Raw genomic sequence first — 16,950 nt, 5'->3', positions numbered from 1 at the left:
CGCAAGGGTCGATGGCGGCCCGATGCGCGTGGTGCTCTGCGACGACGTCCGCAAGTTCATCACCTACATCTTCCCACGCGCCCGCCGAGGCGCTGCCCTTCGTCGTCTTCGTCCTCGCCGGCCGGCCATCGACCTCGGCACCGACACCGTCCCCGCGCTCGCGCTCGCGCTCGGCCGCGAGCCGGCCGAGCCCGGGATCATGAGACGCCCGCCGCGGCCGCGACGGTCCGGGATCGTCCAACGCGCGATGCTCGAGCGCGCCTGGCTGCGCATGGGCCTGGTCGAGGCCGTCCTGGCGATGCTCGGCTTCCTCGTCGTCCTGCCGGCCGCGGGCTGGTCGCCCCACGCCCCCACCGGCGCCGGCCATCCGCTGCACCACGCCTACCGGCTCCGACGAGCTCCATCGCGCGTGGGCCCGCCGCGAGGAGCGGCCGCTTGGCGAGGCCTCCGTCCGCCGGCGAAGCAGGACGTAGGCGATCGCATCGGAAGCGCCCGGCAACCCGGTCCGCCATCACACCCGCCGCGACGAGCGCCGCATGCGGTTGGACGGTCTCAGCCCGCGAAGCGCCCCGGACGTAGGCGCCGGCGGCGAGCAAGTCGTCGATCACCTCCAGCGCGGCCCGACGCGTGGTCTGCTTCCGCGCCTGGCGTAGGCCCGCGACGCGAGTTCGCCAACCTCCCGAGAGCCTTCGCTGGTCTTCGTGGGGCGCGTTGCCCACGTTGCCCCAAGCGACTCCGAGCGACCGGCGATGGCTACGAACTTGCGCCTACTTCTTGCGCTTGGGCGCGCAGGTCTTGTACTTGCGTGCGAGCGTCAGCGTCTTCTTGGTGGACAACGTGACCTTGACGGTGACCGTGTAGGTGCCCTTGGGCAGGCCGGTCAGCGTGATCGGTGCGTGGGCCCGGGAGCCGGTGTAGGACATGGCCTTGCGGCCGGTCACCGAGACCGTGGTCCTGGCGATCGTCGTGCCCTTGGGCGCATGGAGCGTGATCTTGAGCGTGCGGCGGCTGGTGCAGGACTTCGACGCCGCCGGCAGCGCGATGACGCTCGCGGCGTTCGTGGTCGCCGGCTTGGACCCGGGCACGGGCTTGGACGCCGGCGTCGGCGAAGGCGTCGGCGAAGGCGTCGGCGAAGGCGTCGGCGTAGGCGAAGGCGAAGGCGTCGGCGTCGGCGTCGGCGAAGGCGTCGGCGCGGGCGGCACCGGCGGTGCGCTGATCGTGATCGTCGCGGTCGCGCTCGTCGCGTTCCCGGCGGCGTCGGTCGCCGTCGCGGTCACCGTGTAGGTCCCGGCCACGGCGAACGCGTGCGTCACCGCGGCGCCGCTGGTCGCGGGCGTCCCGTCCCCGAAGGACCACGACACGCCGACTCCGCCGCCGGCGTCGGACGTCGTCACCGAGAAGGGCACGTCGTCGCCGGCCGTCGCGCCCGCGGGCACGGCCAGCGACAGCGTCGGCGGCGTCACGTCGTCCAGCGCCGCGCGGACCCGCGTGACCGTCGTCCCGTCCTTGGAGAGCCAGACGGTCGTCGCGTCGCCGGTCGGCGAAAGCGCGACGATCGGGCTCGACGCGCTGTCGGCCTGCGCGGTGAGGTCGGTCATCGCGTCCCAGGAGAGCCCGGAGAACCGGTCCACGCGGACCGTGTAAGGCGGGTACGGCGGACCGCCGTCGATGCGGTCGGTGTCGGCCCAGACGGCCCGCACGACGCCGCCCGGCGCCGCGGCGAGCGAGAGCGTCGTCGCATATCGATCAGCGCCGCTCAGCGCCGGCGCCGGCGACCACGGTCCGGATCCCGTGGCGCGGTGCGCGGCGACGACCACTTGGCGCTTCAGCGACGCGTCCTCGGAGAGCCATGCCAGCGTCGCCGCACCGTCGCCGGTCTCGGCGAGCGTCGGCGTGAAGAGGTTCGTGCCTGCCCCGACCTGCGCCGGGGCGCTCCCAGCGCTCGCTCCGGGCGCCAGCGTCGCGGCCTCGACGGCGCCGTGGGTCGTGTCGGTCCATGCGGCGGTCGCCACCCCGCCGGAGTCGATCCCGAGGCCGATCGTGCCCGCGCCGATGGTGTCGCCCGGCGTCGAGACGTCCACCGGTGCGCTCCAGCTCGAGGACCCCGCCGCGCGGAGCGCCACCCGCGCGGTCCCCGGGCCGTTGTAGGAGGTCGTGTCCAGCGGGTTGCGCCAGGACACGGCGGCGTCGCCGGCGGCGTCCTCGACCAGCCGGGGCTGGGGCGACGGGTTGGCCGGGCCGCCGGCCGCCACCGTCGAGATCGCACTCCAGATGCCGTCGTGCGGGCGGTCGACGACGTCGACCGCGGGGGACGCGTCGTTGTACGGCCACCACGCGACGGTCGTGTCACCGGCCGCGTCCATGGCGACGGTCGGCGCGCCCGCCGCCGATCCGTCTTGCCCGAACGCCGTGGCCGGCGAGAGGTCACTCGGCGCCGACCAGGTACCGCCCGCGCCGCGAACGACCGTCTGGATCTTCGTGTTGTAGGTCGACGGCGCCCCGGAGGCGGCCGACGCCGCCCAGGCGACCGCCGCGTCGCCGGATCCGTCGAGGGCGATCGCGGGGGTCTGCGGAGACGTCAAGTCCGGGTCGGACACGGCCACCGGCGCCGACCATGCTCCGCCCGCCGGCCGCGTCGCGACCATGACCTCGCTCTTGGGCGAGGTGGTGGTCTGGATCCAAGCGGCGATCGCCGTGCCGTCGGCCCCGACGGCCAGCGCGGGCGAGAAGGTGGCGGTGGCCGGGTCGGACAGCAGCGTGGACGAGGGCAGCGCGCTTGCCCCCGCGGGCAGCGCGAACGCGGCGAGGGCCGCGACGACGACGGGACGACAGAGCGACATGCCCTACTTGCCCTTCTTCCTCGTGGACGACGACTTCTTGTAGGTCAACTTCAACCTGAAGGACTTGGCGATCGGCCTGCGGCCGGCACCGGTGACCTTGACCGTCACGGTCGCGGTCAGCGTGCGCGCCCTCTTCAGCGCCTTCAGGCCCGAGGCGTTCAACCTGATCGCGACGCTGCCGTGCGCGCCCGGCTTGAGCGTCAGCCTGCCCTTCCCGATCGTCTGCGGCTTGGGCCTCTTCCTGGCCTTGGCGACCGCGGCGCTCTTGTGTGCCTTGCCGCCCGAGGGCGGCACGATCGTCGCGGTCGTCGCCACCGTGCACGACGCCGCCGCCACCGAGGAGCACGTCACGACCGCGGGCAGCGTGATGGACCCCTTGCCGTCGGTTGTCACCTTGCCGGCCCTCGTCGTCACGCCGGTCGTGGCCGTGCCGGAGGGCGCCGGCGACGCGGGCCTCCCGGGCGCGGGCGGCGACGGCGTCCCGTCCTGCGGGGCAGGCGGCGCCGCCGCGGCGAGCACCGGCACGTTGATGGAGAACTCGCTCGTCACACCCGGCGCGCCGCCGCCCGGCACGGTCGTCGCGGTCGCCGACACGAACCGCGCGCCAGCGGGCGGCGCGGGGAACGTCCCGCCCACGTCGGCGTCGCCCGCGCCGTCGGTGGTCACCGAGAGCCGTCCGACCGCGCGCTGGCCCTCGCCGGCGCCGAACGGGTTCTGGGCGTCGTCGGCGAACACCTCGATGATGTAGGCCATGCTCGGGCGGCCGTGCAGCGTGCCGGTCACGCTCATCTGCCCGCCGCCGACCGCGGCCTCCGTCAGCACCGGCGCGTTCTGGACGTCGTTGGTGCCCGCGTCGGGCTGCGTGCGGTCCTGGGGGTCGATCCCGTAGCCGAACCCGCCGACGTTGGTGGCGTCCGGCGCGGTCGAGGCGCTCGTCACGAGGTCGAGGCCCAGGCCGGGGATGCCGGTCAGGTTCGTCTCGGTGAAGTTCTCGTTGTCGTAGATGACGTTGCCCAGCACCTGGGCGGTCGGGTGGTGGGAGGCCGAGCCGAGCAGCCAGATCCCGGCCGCGCGCGAGTGCTCGACGTCGTTGGACTCGATCCGCAGGCCGTGCTCGTCGCCGATCGCGGTCAGCGGCAGCGAGTTGGCGGTGAAGCGGTTGCCGATCACCGTCTCGCCGGTGCCCGGGATCGTGGAGACGTCGGCGCTGTGCGCGTTCAGGCCCGCGGTCGTCAGCGCGTCGACCGCGCCGAGCGCCGCGTCCTCGTTGGGCTGGCCCAGCGCGGCCTGCTTGCCCGCCTCGCCGGCCACCGCCGGGTTGACCTGCGCCTGCCTGAGGTCGTCGGTCGACGGGTCGGTGTTGGCGAGCAGGACCCCGAAGCCGTCGTTGGTGAACGTATTGGGTTGATCGGTGGTGCCGATCGCCGTCCCGGCCGAGCCGCCGTCGACGACCGCCAGCGCGTTGGCGGTGAACCCGTTGCCGCGCACGGCCAGCCCGGTGCCCCCGTTGGCCAGCACGCCGAACGCGTTGCCCTGGATCGTGTTGCCGGCGACAACCACGTCCTGCGCGGGTGCCGTGCCGTCCGCGCTCGCGTTCCCGGCGTAGAGCACACCGAAGCCGCCGCCGAGGCCCGCGAGGTCGGCGGTGGCCAGCGCGCCGAACGCCGGCGGCTCGTCGCTGCCGATCGTGTTGGCGGTGATCGCGTCGCCGTGGAGGTGGTCGCCGCCGAGCGCGATCCCCGTGAAGTCGCCGAGCACGCGGTTGCCCCTGACCGACACGCCCTCCGCGTCGGCCAGCAGGACGCCGATGACGTCGTGCAGGCCGAGGCCGTGGGCGATCACGTCCGGCAGGCGCTGGTCGGCGTCGTCACCGAGCAGGTTGTCGTGGATCGACGGCGCCGCGACGCCGGTGCCCGCGATCGTCACGCCGGCCAGCTCGCCCTGGAAGCGGTTGCTCTCGGCGTCCAGGCCGGTGACGGTCCCGGCGGCCAGCAGCCCGAACATCCCGCCGAAGTCGGGCAGCGCGCTCGTCCCGTCGGCCGCCGCGCCGAACACGTTGCCGGAGACCGTCAGGCCGTGCACCACGCCGCCCGCCGTGCCGACGCCGATCAGGTCGCCGCTGATGACGTTCGCGGTGTCGATCGCGACGCCGGAGACCGCGGCGCCGCCGGGTGCGATCAGCACGCCGGCCGCGCTCAGCGTCGTGTCCACGGCGGGGTTCGGCGACGCGGGGCCGTCCGGGTCCAGCGCGTTGAAGCCCGCGCCGTGGACGCCGATCAGGTTGCCCATGACGTGCGCCCCCGAGGACGCGGAGCGCAACAGGATCCCCGCGCCGTAGCCGGGCGCGGCGCTCGCGAAAGCGTCGGCGCCGCGGTGGCCCGCGAGCCCGTGCAGGTACGTGTACAGCCCGGTCGCGTCGCCGTCCTCGAAGAAGACGTTCCCGGGCAGCGTGCCGGACGGGCCGACCGCGACGCTGTCGGCCGCCACCTCGGCACCGACGTGATCCTTGACCAGGACGCTGTCGGCCAGCGTGCTCTGCGCGCCGCCGAGCTTGACGCCGTCGCCGCCGAAGCGCGTGACCTCCAGGCCGCGGACCGCCGAGCCCGCCGCCCCCGCTGCCAGCTCGATCCCGTCGGCCGACGCGCCCGCGCTCGTCCCGTCGAGGATCGCGCCGATCTTGCGTGTGCCCGCGACCAGCGGGCTGGGCTGCGTCGTGGCGTCGAGGTCGACGGGCGCCGTGATCGCCGGCAGCGGCGAGGCCGGCGCGATCGTCGGGATCCCGGAGCCGGCGCCGGTGACGTCGAAGGTGACCGGCGTCTTGGTCGACGAGCCGTCGTGGTTCAGCTGCTGGATGGCAGCCCGTAGCGTGCAGGTATTCTGAGCGGTCAGGCAAGCGCCGTCCGTGAGGTCCTTGTCGGACTGGTCGCCGGTCGAGTCGACGACGTAGCCCATCTTCAGGACGAACCCGTACTCGCCGTCGTCGTCGTAGCCGACGCCGGCGACATCGCCGTTGTCGTTCATCGCCAGCGCGTCGAAGAGCGTGTTGTCGTGCGCCGGGTCGACGAGCGAGTTGAGGTCGACGACCCTGCCGTCCGGCTGCTGGACCGCGGCGTGCAGGTTCGGCGCGCCGCCGCCGGTGGCGACGTCGATCGTGCCTGCCAGCGCGTGCTTGGCGTTGACCGCGTTGTAGCCGGCGAGGCCCGTGAGCAGGTGGTCGGTGCCGTCGGCGGTGCGCAGGTAGTTGGTGCGGTCGTCGACGTCGCCCTTGTAGCCGAGCACCGCCCCGTCGGGGGCGAGGTCGTTCATCACCGTGATGTCGGACGAGAAGCCGCCGAGGATCGTCGCGCCGCTGGGCACGGGCGTGAGGTCGATCGGCGTCCCGGCGGCCGTGGGGCTCGCGCCCGACCAGAGGTACCAATGGTCGCCACCCGCGCCATCGACCTTGCCCAGGATCTTGGAGCCGTCCGCGGTGATCGCGCCCGCGTGGGTGACGTACGCGTCGCCGGCGGGATCGCTCGCGTTGCCCCACCCGACGCCGCTCAGCGACCCGTTGTTCCACTCGAAGCCCGTGAAGCCGTGCGGGTTGTCGCCCTCGGTCTGGCCGACGATCGCGCCGGTGTCGGAGATGTCCTCGGAGTAGGAGTAGTCGTACACGTCGGGGTCGTGGGTGAGCGGGCTGATGACCTGCGGGGCGCCGGTCGGCGACGACCAGGTGACCGCGTGGGTCACGAAGACGCTGTTGGCGTCCTCCTGCTGGGTCATGCCGGCCATCCGGCCCGAGGCGTTGATCGCCGCGACCTGGGTGCCCGAGCCCTGCAGGCGCGTCAGCGCCCCGGACGGCGCGGTGGTCGTGATCTGCCACTCTCCCGCACCGTCGACGGTGCCGTCGCCATCGTCGGACAGGTCGGTGATCTCGCCGACGACCTGGTCCTTGGCGTTGATGCCGTTCGGGACGAAGTCGGTGACCCGGTAGAGCTGCGCCGCCTGCGCGGACCCGGCCATGGCGGCCAGCAGCAGGATGGGCACGACCGGCGCGAGGCGTGCGCCGCGGCGGAGGAGGGCCATGCCGCGACATTAGGCACGTGGCCGTTCCGCTTCCCGGACGAGAGCGACCTGACGCCAGGACGAGCGCGCACCGCCCGCGATGGAGTTGCAGTCTTCCGGTCCATCGATATGGTTTCCCACGCAACGAACGGCGGGTCAGGACGAGAAACAAGGACGGATGCCGTGCCGCAAGCCCCCCAGCGCTGGACGACGGAGAGGATCCCCGCGCCAGAACAGTTCGCCTTCTGGCGCGACGTGGTATGGGAGGCCTTCGTGCCCGTGTCTCCGGTGCGCGCCACAGACGACGGGCCATTTCGCGGCAGCGTGACGGCGCGATCGATCGGACGGATCGGCCTCTCGCGGATCGTCTCGGACGCGCAGACCGTCCACCGCACCGAGGCGCAGGTGCAGCGCAACCCGGGCGACGTCTTCTTCCTCAACCTGCCGCTGACCCGCGCGACGCGGGCAACGCAGGACGGGCGCAGCGCCGAGCTGGCCCGTGGCGACTTCACGATCGTCGACAGCACGCGCCCGTTCGACCTCGGCTTCGCTGAGCCCTTCGAGCAGCTGTCGTTCACGATCCCGCACGCCGCGCTGGCGCCGCTGCTGGTCGATCCCGTCGGTGCGACCGCGAGACCGGTGCGCGGCGACCGCGGGCTCGGCGCCGTGGCCAGCAGCGCCCTGCGGGCGGCGGCGACCGTGCCGATGGCGCTGGACAGCGCGGCGGCGACCACGCTGGGCGACCACCTCGTCGGCCTCGTCGCGCTCGCGCTCGGCGGCGTCGCCGCGGCGGTCCGCTCGCCCTCCTCGGGCGGCCCCCGCCTCACCGCCGGCACCCTGCTCGAGCTCGCGCGCGACGAGGTCGAGCGCTCGCTCGACGACGCCGAGCTGACGCCGGCCGACGTCGCCGACCGCGTCGGGATCTCGACGCGCTACCTGCACCGGCTGTTCTCCGACGATGGCCTGAGCTTCGGGCGTTGGCTCCTGGCCCGCCGCCTGGAGCGTGGCGCCGAGGCCCTGGCCGACCCCGCGCGCGAGCACTGGTCGGTGACGACCATCGCGATCGAACACGGGTTCGCCGACCCTTCCTACTTCGCCCGTGCCTTCAGGACGCGCTTCGGCGTCACGCCACGCCAGTGGCGCGCGGCCGCCCTCAGCCCCCGCGGCTGACCGCACACGCCGGCCGGACGACAGTGCACATCGCCTGTGCGCTCTCGTCCCTGACGGGACGTCCCGGTCCCAGGACACTTCCCGGTCATGCCACGGCTCCGCACCACGGAGCAACTGCCTCTGCGCGGTCGCGCCCACCGTCGCCAACCCGGACGGCACGACCACCCGCGAGATCGACATCGACGCGGCGGCAACCGGCCCACAGGGCGGCTACGTGATCGTCCCGTGCTCGCCACCGACCACCGACGCCGACCCTCAAGCACCTCGCGATCAAGGGCACCACGGTCTCCTGGACCGAGGGCGGCACGCCGGTCTTGAGGGTGTACGGGTCCTAGGCCATGACACGTCTGCTCACCATCGCGCTCGCCTGCGATCCGGGCGGGGCCTGCTGGGCGGCGGGCTACAACGCCAACGACGCCGTCCTCGTGCGCGTATCGCACGACGGCGTCCCCGGCACGCCGATCGAGATCGCCGACATGGCCGCCGTCGACGATCTCTCCTGCCCCACCGCCGGGTTCTGCGAGGCCGTCGGCGGATCGCTGACCACGCAGCTCGGGACGGTCGTCTTCTCGCTCACCAACGGGTCGGTGGGCGACCGCCACCTCATCGCCGGCCGCGCCGCACGGCGTCGCGGGCACGCTGAGCATGAACGGCGTCGACTGCCCGGCCGTGGGCAGCGGCCTGGCCGCACGTCCCGGGGACCAAGTCCCTCGACGGCGTCGCGATGACGAGCGGCGACTCGTGGATCGCGGTCGGTGACGCGGCCGGCAGCTACGGCGTGGGCGCGGTGGTCTCGAGCGCGACGGTCCCACGTTGAGCGAGAGCGGCGCCCTGCCGTCCGGGCTGACGTTCGACGCGATCACCGGCACGTTGTCGGGCACTCCCCGCATCGCCGGGACGTGGGGCTTCTCGGTCACCGCCACCAACGGCGCCGGGCCCGACGCCACGGTGCCGGTCGCGATCACGGTCGCCCCGCCACTGAGCGGCGGCGACGGACCTGGCGCGGAGCCCGCCGGCGGCGAGCTCTCCGCGCCGGGCGGCGGCACGCCCGCGGGCAGGACGGCGAGCGTCTCGCTCGGCGCGCCGACGACCTCCGGGACAACCGCGCGGCTCGTCCTCGTCTGCACCGCCCCGGTCGGGGACAGCTGCCCGATCTCGGCGACGTTCACCGCCGTCGAGACGATCCAGGACGGCCAAGTCATCGGGATCGCCGCGCGCCACAAGCGCACCAGGAAGACCGTCACGCTCGGCACCGCCAGGATGACCGTCCAGGCTCACGTCTCACCTCCTAGGCACGCACCAAGCGAATGTCCTCGTCGGCGAGCAGCGTGGAGAGCTCGAAGCTGCCGCCCGTCAGCGCCCCTTGGCTGCGCCTGACCTTGGTTGTTGTCGTCATCGACTTGGGCTCGGGTCTGGCGGGCGTTCAGGGCTCAGCCGTCGACCACGACGACCTCGAGGCGGCGCGGGCCGTGGACGCCCTCGACGCGGCTGAGCTCGATGTCGGAGGTCGCGGACGGTCCGGACACGAGCGTCAGGGGGTGGCCGGCGACGAGCGCCGGGCCGATCCTGCGGAACGCCTCGGCCGTGGTCCCGACGACCTGCGTCGCCTGGACGACGCAGACGTGCAGGTCGGGCACGAGCGTGATCAGCCGGCGCCCGCTGAGCGGGCCGCCGTCGAGGATCACCGTGCCGGTCTCGGCGATCGCCAGCGCGCAGCCGGTGACGACGCCGTCGACGACGTCCAGCGCGCGCGGGGACAGCGCGGCGTCCGTCACGCTGCCGTCGCGTGGGCGCCAGTCGACCGGCACGCCGTCGGCGACGACGACCCGGCGCGCGCCGTGCCGCGTCAGCGCGGCATCGACGGTCGCCCCGACGCGCGCCGCGCCATCGCACCACGTCACGGTCGCGCGGTAGTCCGCCACGCGCTCGGCGAACAGCGCGGCGGCGTCCACGGGCCCGGCGGCGCGCGGCCGCGTGGCCGGCGCGTCCGGGACGGGGTCCACGACCGCCGGCGCCGCGGCCAGCGCCGCCCGCAGCCGGCCCAGGATCTCGTCGCGCGCGGTCACGCTCACCGCTTCCGCCACCAGTCGCGGAACGACTCCGGGGCGGGCAGCGGCAGGTCGCGCGACGCCGTCCAGCCGCCGAGGCCCGGTGGCGGGCGGTGGCCGCCGCCGCCGTACATCCGCTCCAGCGGAGCGCGGCCGGCTCGGGCCGCGCGCTGGGCGGCCTCATAGCGCCGGCGGCCGCCGAAGACGCGGGCCATGGCCTCCATCGCCAGCCGCTCGCCCGCGGCGACGTCGCCGCGCCGTGCCCGCTCGACGATCTCCGAGCGCAGGTGGACGAGCACCTCGGGGATCGGGATCTTCACCGGGCAGACGTCGCCGCACGCCCCGCACAGCGTCGAGGCCCACGGCAACGAGCTGACCGGACCGCGCAGGCCCTCCAACTGCGGCGCGACGATCGCCCCGATCGGGCCCGGGTAGGTGTGCCCGTAGGCGTGCCCGCCGGTGCGCTCGTAGACCGGGCAGACGTTCAGACACGCCGAGCAGCGGATGCAGTGCAGCGCCTGGCGCCCGACCGGGTCGGCCGCGACGCCGGAGCGCCCGGCGTCGACGAGGACGAGGTGGAACTCCTCCGGGCCGTCGCCCGCCGTGACGCCCGTCCACATCGAGGTGTACGGGTTCATGCGCTCACCGGTCGAGGACCGCGGCAACAGCTGCAACATGATCGACAGATCGTCGATCGACCGCACGAGCTTCTCGATCCCCATCACCGTGATCAGCACGCGCGGGATCGTCGTGCACATCCGCCCGTTGCCCTCGGATTCCACGACGCAGACCGTGCCGGTCTCGGCCACCGCGAAGTTGGCCCCGCTGATGCCGACGCGCGCGCTCAGGAAGCGCTCGCGCAGGAAGCGCCGCGCCGCCTCGGCCAGCGCCTCCGGCTCGTCGGTCAGATCCTCCGTCCCGGGCAGCGTGCGCCGGAAGAGCTCGCGGATCTGCTCGCGGCCGTGGTGGATCGCCGGGACGAGGATGTGCGACGGGCGGTCGCCGGCGAGCTGGACGATCAGCTCGGCCAGGTCGGTCTCGTAGGGCGTGATCCCCGCGGCCTCCAGCGCGTCGTTGAGCCCGATCTCGTCGGTCGTCAAGGACTTCACCTTGACGACCTCCTCGGCGCCCTCGGCCGCGACCAGCTCGACGACGATCGCGTTGGCCTCCGCGGCGTCACGGGCCCAGTGCACGGTCCCGCCCTGCTCGGTCACGCGCCGCTCCAGCAGCTCCAGCAGCTCGGGCAGCTCGGCGACGACGCGCTGCTTGACCGCACGCCCGCGCGCCCGGAGCGCCTCCCAGTCGCCGACCTCGCCGACGACCTCCGCGCGCTTGGCCCGGATCGCCTGGGTCGCGCGGCGCAGGTTGGTGCGCAGGACCGGGTCGCGCAGCGTCTCGCGGGCCGCCGCCGGGAACTTCTCAGCGTTCCGGGTCATGCCACCGACGCCAGGATCTCGGCCAGGTGCGGCGTGGCGATCGGCAGGCCCTGGCGCTCGATGCCGCCGCGCAGGTGCATCAGGCAGGAGCTGTCCAGCGCGGTGCACGCCTGGGCGCCCGCCGCGGTCAGCGCCGCCAGCTTGTCCTCCATCATCGCGCTGGAGGTCTCCGCGTTCTTGAGCGCGAACGTGCCACCGAAGCCGCAGCAGCCCTGCGCGTCGGCGATCTCCACCAGCTCGATCCCCGCGACAGCGCGCAGCAGCCGCAGCGGCGCCTCCCCCACGCGCAGCAGCCGCAGCGAGTGGCAGGTCGGGTGGTAGGCCACCCTGAACGGGTAGCGCGCGCCGACGTCCTCGACGCCCAGCTCGTCGACGAGGAACTGCGACAGCTCGAAGACGCGCGGCGCGAGCGCCGCCGCGGACCGCGCGACGGCGTCGTCGCCGGTCTCGGCGGCCAGCTCGGGGTAGTGGCGGCGCACGAGCGCCGCGCACGAGCCCGAAGGGCAGACGATCGCGTCGGCGCCGGCCTCCTCGAAGGCCCGCACGAAGCGCCGGACCAGCGGCAGCGCCTGCTGCCGGTAGCCGGAGTTGACGTGCATCTGCCCGCAGCAGGTCTGGTCCTCGGGGAAGACGACCTCGTGCCCCAGGCGCTCCAGCAGCGTGACGGTGGCCCGGCCGACGTCGGGGAACAGCGTGTCGGCCAGGCACGTGACGAACAGCGCGACCCGCATCAGCGCAGGCGCCCGAACGCGTCGAGGAGGAGATACGTCGTCCGGGCGCCCATGGCCGTCCTACGGCTTCTGGCCGCCGCGCGAGAGCGCGGCCGCGGTGGTCTTGTCGGCGACGATCAGGCCGGTGTTGACGTTCACCGGGATCGGGGGCACGCCGTCGGACTTCGTCAGCCCCGACACGGTCAGCCCGTTGTGGTTGTAGTCGTACAGCAGCTTCATCGCGTAGTACGTGAACAACGTGCGCTTCTGGACGATGATCGCCGACGTGTCGCCGGTCAGCAGCGTCTTGAAGAACTCCGGCGTCTGCTCCATCGCCGACACCTTGACCCTGCCGTTCTTGTGCGCCTCCTTGAGCGCGCGGACGATGCCGGCGCCGCTCTCGGAGTCGAAGCCCGCGAACGCCGAGATGTTCGGGTGCGCGGCCAGCAGGGAAGCGGTGACCGACGCGGCCTTGGAGGAGTCGCCCGTGTCGTCCTCCTCGGCGACGAGCTTCAGGTTGGTGCCCTTGAGCGTGTCCGAGAAGCCCTTGCGGGCCTGCTTCATGTTGTCGGCGTTGATGATCGACAGCGTCGCGACCTCGCCGTTGCCGCCGGTGGCCTTGATGAGGGCCTTGGCCTGGGCGACGCCGATGTCGTACCAGTCGGTCCCGACGAAGGCCAGGCGCTTGGACTCCGGCAGGTCGGCGTCGTCGGTGACCGTCGGCACGCCGGCGCCGATGCACTTGTTGACCGACGCGCTCAGCGACGGGTCCCAGCCGACGACGATCACGCCGGCGGGCTTCTGCGCGCAGACCTGGTCGATCGTCGAGATGAACGCCGGCAGGTCGATGTTCGTCGGCCCGGCGATCTTGACCTTGACGCCGAGCTCCTTGGCCGCCATCTTCAGCGCGACCTGGTCGTGCGCGACGAACAGCGGCAGCGTCGAGTTCTGCGAGATCCAGTAGTACGTCTCGTCGAGCGCCGGCCGCGAGCCCGCGGCGGTCGTCGACGAGCCCGAGTCGGCCTTGGCCTTGTCGGACTCCTGTCCACAGCCGGCCGCGGCCACCGCCACGGCACCGGCCAGCAGCACGCCCATGCCGGCGCGCATCTTGCGATGCATCTCCATCCTCCTTCGATAGACCCAGTTGAGTACTGCAGGGGGTTCAGACTTCGACCTTCTGCTGCCAGCGGTCCAGCGAGACCGCCAACAGGAGCACCACGCCGATCACGATGTTCTGCCAGAACACGTTCACGTCCATGATGATCAGCGCGTTCTGCAGCAACGCGATGAAGAGCACGCCCAGCACGCCGCCGAGGACCGTGCCCTCGCCGCCGCGCAGGCTGGCGCCGCCGAGCACGGCGGCGGTGATCGTCTGCAGCTCGATGCCGGTGCCGGCGCTGACCTGCGCGGCGTCCAGCCGTGCGGCGTTCAGCACCCCGGCCAGGCCGGCCAGCGTCCCCATGATCACGAAGGCGACGAGCATCAGGCGCTCGGACCGGATCCCGGACAGCGTGGCCGCGCGACGGTTGCCGCCCACGTAGTAGTACTGGCGGAAGAAGCGCGTCTGGCTCACGGCCCACGAGCCGGCGAGCACCACCACCAACATGATCCAGAACGGCATCTGCAGGCCGAGGAAGTCGGACTGGCCGATCTTCGCGAACGAGTCCGAGATCGGCGCGACGCCGGTGCCGGTGATCAGCTGCGTGATCCCGCGGAAGATGCCGACGGTCGCCAGCGTGGCGATCAGCGCGTTGATCCGGATCTGGGTGACGATGATCCCGTTGAACAGGCCCGCGACCGCGCCGACGACCAGGCCCGCGGCGACGCCGGGCACCACGGGCCACCCGGACGTCGCGATCAGCTGCCCGGAGACGACGCCCGAGAGCGCGAGCACGCCGCCGATCGACAGGTCGAACGCCCCGCCGATCATCAGCAGCATCATGCCGACGACGAGGATCCCGTAGACCGCCGCGTTGAGCAGCACGGCCTCGATGTTGGAGGACGTCGGGAACGAGATGTCATAGCGGTAGGTCATGTAGCCCGAGAGGGCGACGATCAGGATCACCAGCAGCAGCGGGCGCGACCGCAGGATCCGGCCTCCCACCAGCGTCGCGAGGCGGCGCGCCCGCGCACCGGTGGGGTTGGGCGTCGGCTCGGGCCCGGTGTGGGCCTCGAGCGTGTCGGTCTGGATGCTCACGCGATCACCTCTGCAGTGGTCGCGCCCGGCGAGGCCAGGCGCAAGATGGTCTCCTCGTCGGCGTCGTCGCCGGCGACCTCGCCGGTGACACGCCCTTCCGCCATGACGACGACGCGGTCGGCGAGCGTCAGGACCTCGGGGAGGTCCGACGACACCACCAACAACGCGATGCCGGAGTCGGCGAGCTCGCGCAGGACGGCGTAGATGTCGGAGCGGGCGCCGACGTCGACGCCGCGCGTGGGCTCGTCGACGATCAGCAGCTTGGGGCGGTTGGCCAGCCACTTGGCCAGCAGCACCTTCTGCTGGTTGCCGCCGCTGAGGTTGCCGACCGACTGGTCGACGCCCGGCGTGACGATCCGGAGCCGCTTCACGTAGGTCTCGGCCAGCGCGCGGACCTCGCCGCGCCGGACGACCCCGCGCGGCGAGACCGCGCCGAGGTTGGCGGCCGCGACGTTCTCGGCGATCGACATCCCCAGGAAGAGCCCGCTGTCCTTGCGGTCCTCGGGGACCATGCCGACGGCCGCCGCGCGCGCGTCGGCCGGCGAGCGCGGCGCGTGCGGGCGCCCCGCGAGCTCGATCGTCCCGGCGCTCACGCCGCGCGCGCCGAAGATCGACTCGCACAGCTCGGTGCGCCCGGCGCCGATCAGGCCGGCCAGGCAGACGATCTCCCCGGCGTGGACGTCCAGCGACGCGTCGACGACCTTCGGCGGCGCGGCGAGGTGGCTGACGCGCAGGACCGGCTCGTCGCCGATCGCGTGCTCGTGGCGCCCCGCGGCGCGCTCGAGCGTCAGCTCGCGGCCGACCATCAGGCGGATCAGCTCGGCCTCGGTGAAGTCCGCGGTCGGGCCGCCGCCGGTGCGGCGCCCGTCCTTGAGCACGGTCACCGTATCGCTGAGCTCGAAGACCTCGGCGAGGCGATGGGAGATGTAGACGACCGCGGTGCCCGCGCTCGCCAGCCGGCGCGTGACGGCGAAGAGGTGCCGCGTCTCGGCGAGGCTCAGCGCGGCCGTCGGCTCGTCGAGGATCAGGACCCCGAGGTCGTGCGACAGCGCCTTGGCGATCTCGACCATCTGCTGCTCGGCCGGCGACAACGCCCCGACCGTCGCGCCCGGGTCGATGTCGGATTGCAGCTGGTCGAAGAGCGCCCTGGTCGCGGCGCGCATCGCGCGCCAGTCGATCCCCAGCCGCGTGCGGCGCAGCGGCTGGCGACCGGCGAAGACGTTCTCGGCCACCGACAGCGTCGGCACGAGGCTGCGCTCCTGGTGGACCATGCCGATGCCCGCGGCGACCGCCGCGCGCTCGTCGAGCGCCTCGAGCGGCCGGCCGTCCAGCGCGATCGCGCCCTCGTCGGGCGACTCGACGCCCGCGATGATCTTCATCAGCGTCGACTTGCCGGCCCCGTTCTCGCCGACGAGCGCGTGGATCTCGCCCGGGGCGAGCTCCAGCGACACGTCGGCCAGGGCCCGCACGCCGGGGAACGACTTGGACACGCCGCGCAGGGACAGGCGCGGCGCGACCCCGGCGGCGGTCACGGCTGCCTGCTGATCAGCCATGCCGCTCCGTTGACCCGTTGGTATGATGGCATACCAGCATCTCTACCATCGCTCATACGGCGCTGTCAAGGCTCGTGCCGATCGCGCCGCCGAGCACCGCGAGCGTCTCCCGCACGGCCAGCGCCGTCGCGTCGCGCACCGCGCCCGTCAGCGCGCCGAGGTTCGCGCCCCCGCTCCAGCCCGCCAGGCCATGGTCGAGCGTGGCCAGGTACCGCGTGCGCAGCTCGGTGTTGACGTTGACCTTCCGCGCCCCCGCGGCCAGCGCGGCGGCCAGCTCCGCCGACGGCAGGCCGGAGGCGCCGTGCAGCGAGACGTGCGCGCCGGTCGCGGCGCGGATCGCGGCGAGCCGGTCGACGTCGAGCCGCGGCGGCTCGCGGTAGTGGCCGTGGACGTTGCCGATCGAGACCGCCAGGCAGGCCGGCCGCGCGTCGCGGACGAAGTCCGCGGCCTGTCGCGGGTCGGTCAGGGCACCCGCCGAGATCGCCGTGGCGACGTCCTCGTCGCCCGCGATGCCGCCGAGCTCGCCCTCGACGTGCGCGCCGCGGCGTGCCCCGGCCTCCACGCAGGCGGCGGTCAGCGCGACGTTCTCGGCCAGCGGCAGATGCGAGCCGTCGACCATCACGGCGCCGGCGCCGGCCGCGAAGGCCGCCTCGACCGTCGCCCGATCGCTGACGTGGTCGAGCTGGACGCAGACGGCGGTCTCGGCCCCGGCGGCCTGGGCGACGAGCGCCGTCAGCAGGTCCGCGCCGCGCCGCGCGCGGAACGACGCGGGGCTCACGAGCAGGACGACGCCGGTCCCGGCGTCCTCGGCGGCGTCGAGCACGCCCGCCGCCTGCGTCGAGTCGTAGCACGTGAAGGCGCCGACGGCCGTGCCACGCGACGCGGCGTCGTCGAGCAGTTCAAGGAAGGAAGCGAGCAAGGGAATCCAGTTGTTGTTCGGTAGGCTGTATGA

The 16,950-nt window shown here is 73.4% G+C and carries 13 protein-coding genes; 4 read left to right on the top strand and 9 right to left on the bottom strand.

All coding sequences use genetic code 11. From position 1 onward, the window contains the following. Positions 1-22 precede the first annotated feature (22 nt). Entirely contained in the window at positions 23-841 is an 819-nt protein-coding gene (locus VFG42_RS27440) for a cation-translocating P-type ATPase C-terminal domain-containing protein (protein ID WP_349260416.1), read from the top strand. Here VFG42_RS27440 and VFG42_RS13910 read toward each other — a convergent pair. Together VFG42_RS13910 and VFG42_RS13905 are read right to left on the bottom strand one after the other, a co-directional pair. Beyond that, positions 768-2,840 carry a PKD domain-containing protein gene (locus VFG42_RS13910; RefSeq protein WP_324909334.1) on the bottom strand — a complete coding sequence of 691 codons (2,073 nt, stop codon included), beginning with the start codon at positions 2,838-2,840 and terminating at the stop codon, positions 768-770. The two genes, VFG42_RS27440 and VFG42_RS13910, sit on opposite strands and share 74 nt — an antisense overlap. A 3-nt stretch (positions 2,841-2,843) precedes the next feature. After that, on the bottom strand, positions 2,844-6,905 hold the full coding sequence (locus tag VFG42_RS13905) for a hypothetical protein (protein ID WP_324909677.1): 4,062 nt from the start codon (positions 6,903-6,905) through the stop codon (positions 2,844-2,846). A 108-nt stretch (positions 6,906-7,013) separates the two neighbouring features. On the opposite strand from VFG42_RS13905, the gene VFG42_RS13900 reads away from it, so the two are divergent. The 3 genes from VFG42_RS13900 to VFG42_RS13890 all read left to right on the top strand — a co-directional run bounded on the left by VFG42_RS13900 (position 7,014) and on the right by VFG42_RS13890 (position 9,431). Next, the gene (locus VFG42_RS13900; RefSeq protein WP_324909669.1) at positions 7,014-8,054 is read left to right on the top strand and encodes a helix-turn-helix domain-containing protein; all 1,041 of its coding nucleotides are present in this window, start codon (positions 7,014-7,016) and stop codon (positions 8,052-8,054) included. 338 nt (positions 8,055-8,392) lie between these two features. Further along, the gene (locus tag VFG42_RS13895; RefSeq protein WP_324909333.1) at positions 8,393-8,782 is read left to right on the top strand and encodes a hypothetical protein; all 390 of its coding nucleotides are present in this window, start codon (positions 8,393-8,395) and stop codon (positions 8,780-8,782) included. Between the two features lie 85 nt (positions 8,783-8,867). Beyond that, a complete protein-coding gene (locus tag VFG42_RS13890; RefSeq protein WP_324909332.1) occupies positions 8,868-9,431 on the top strand; it encodes a putative Ig domain-containing protein in 564 nt (187 codons plus the stop codon). A gap of 53 nt (positions 9,432-9,484) precedes the next feature. Here VFG42_RS13890 and VFG42_RS13885 read toward each other — a convergent pair whose 3' ends face one another. The 7 genes from VFG42_RS13885 to VFG42_RS13855 all read right to left on the bottom strand — a co-directional run bounded on the left by VFG42_RS13885 (position 9,485) and on the right by VFG42_RS13855 (position 16,917). Next, positions 9,485-10,126, bottom strand: coding sequence for a LutC/YkgG family protein (locus tag VFG42_RS13885; protein ID WP_324909331.1), 642 nt, complete (start codon positions 10,124-10,126; stop codon positions 9,485-9,487). Continuing rightward, positions 10,123-11,538, bottom strand: a complete 1,416-nt coding sequence (locus VFG42_RS13880; RefSeq protein WP_324909330.1) for a LutB/LldF family L-lactate oxidation iron-sulfur protein — start codon at positions 11,536-11,538, stop codon at positions 10,123-10,125. The genes VFG42_RS13885 and VFG42_RS13880 overlap by 4 nt, the downstream gene beginning before the upstream one ends. Further along, positions 11,535-12,269 carry a (Fe-S)-binding protein gene (locus VFG42_RS13875; RefSeq protein WP_324909329.1) on the bottom strand — a complete coding sequence of 245 codons (735 nt, stop codon included), beginning with the start codon at positions 12,267-12,269 and terminating at the stop codon, positions 11,535-11,537. The genes VFG42_RS13880 and VFG42_RS13875 overlap by 4 nt, the downstream gene beginning before the upstream one ends. A 60-nt stretch (positions 12,270-12,329) precedes the next feature. Beyond that, entirely contained in the window at positions 12,330-13,367 is a 1,038-nt protein-coding gene (locus tag VFG42_RS13870) for a substrate-binding domain-containing protein (RefSeq protein ID WP_324909328.1), read from the bottom strand. Between the two features lie 43 nt (positions 13,368-13,410). Then, a complete protein-coding gene (locus tag VFG42_RS13865; RefSeq protein ID WP_324909327.1) occupies positions 13,411-14,445 on the bottom strand; it encodes an ABC transporter permease in 1,035 nt (344 codons plus the stop codon). Further along, positions 14,442-15,977, bottom strand: coding sequence for a sugar ABC transporter ATP-binding protein (locus tag VFG42_RS13860; protein ID WP_324909326.1), 1,536 nt, complete (start codon positions 15,975-15,977; stop codon positions 14,442-14,444). Before VFG42_RS13860 ends, VFG42_RS13865 begins: the two co-directional genes overlap by 4 nt. A 73-nt stretch (positions 15,978-16,050) precedes the next feature. Continuing rightward, entirely contained in the window at positions 16,051-16,917 is an 867-nt protein-coding gene (locus VFG42_RS13855) for a class II fructose-bisphosphate aldolase (protein WP_324909325.1), read from the bottom strand. Positions 16,918-16,950 lie beyond the last annotated feature (33 nt).

Source organism: Baekduia sp., assembly GCF_035685985.1.
GTDB lineage: Bacteria > Actinomycetota > Thermoleophilia > Solirubrobacterales > Solirubrobacteraceae > Baekduia.
Note: the sequence above shows the minus strand (reverse complement) of the source record. Positions and strands in the feature narration are given on the sequence as shown.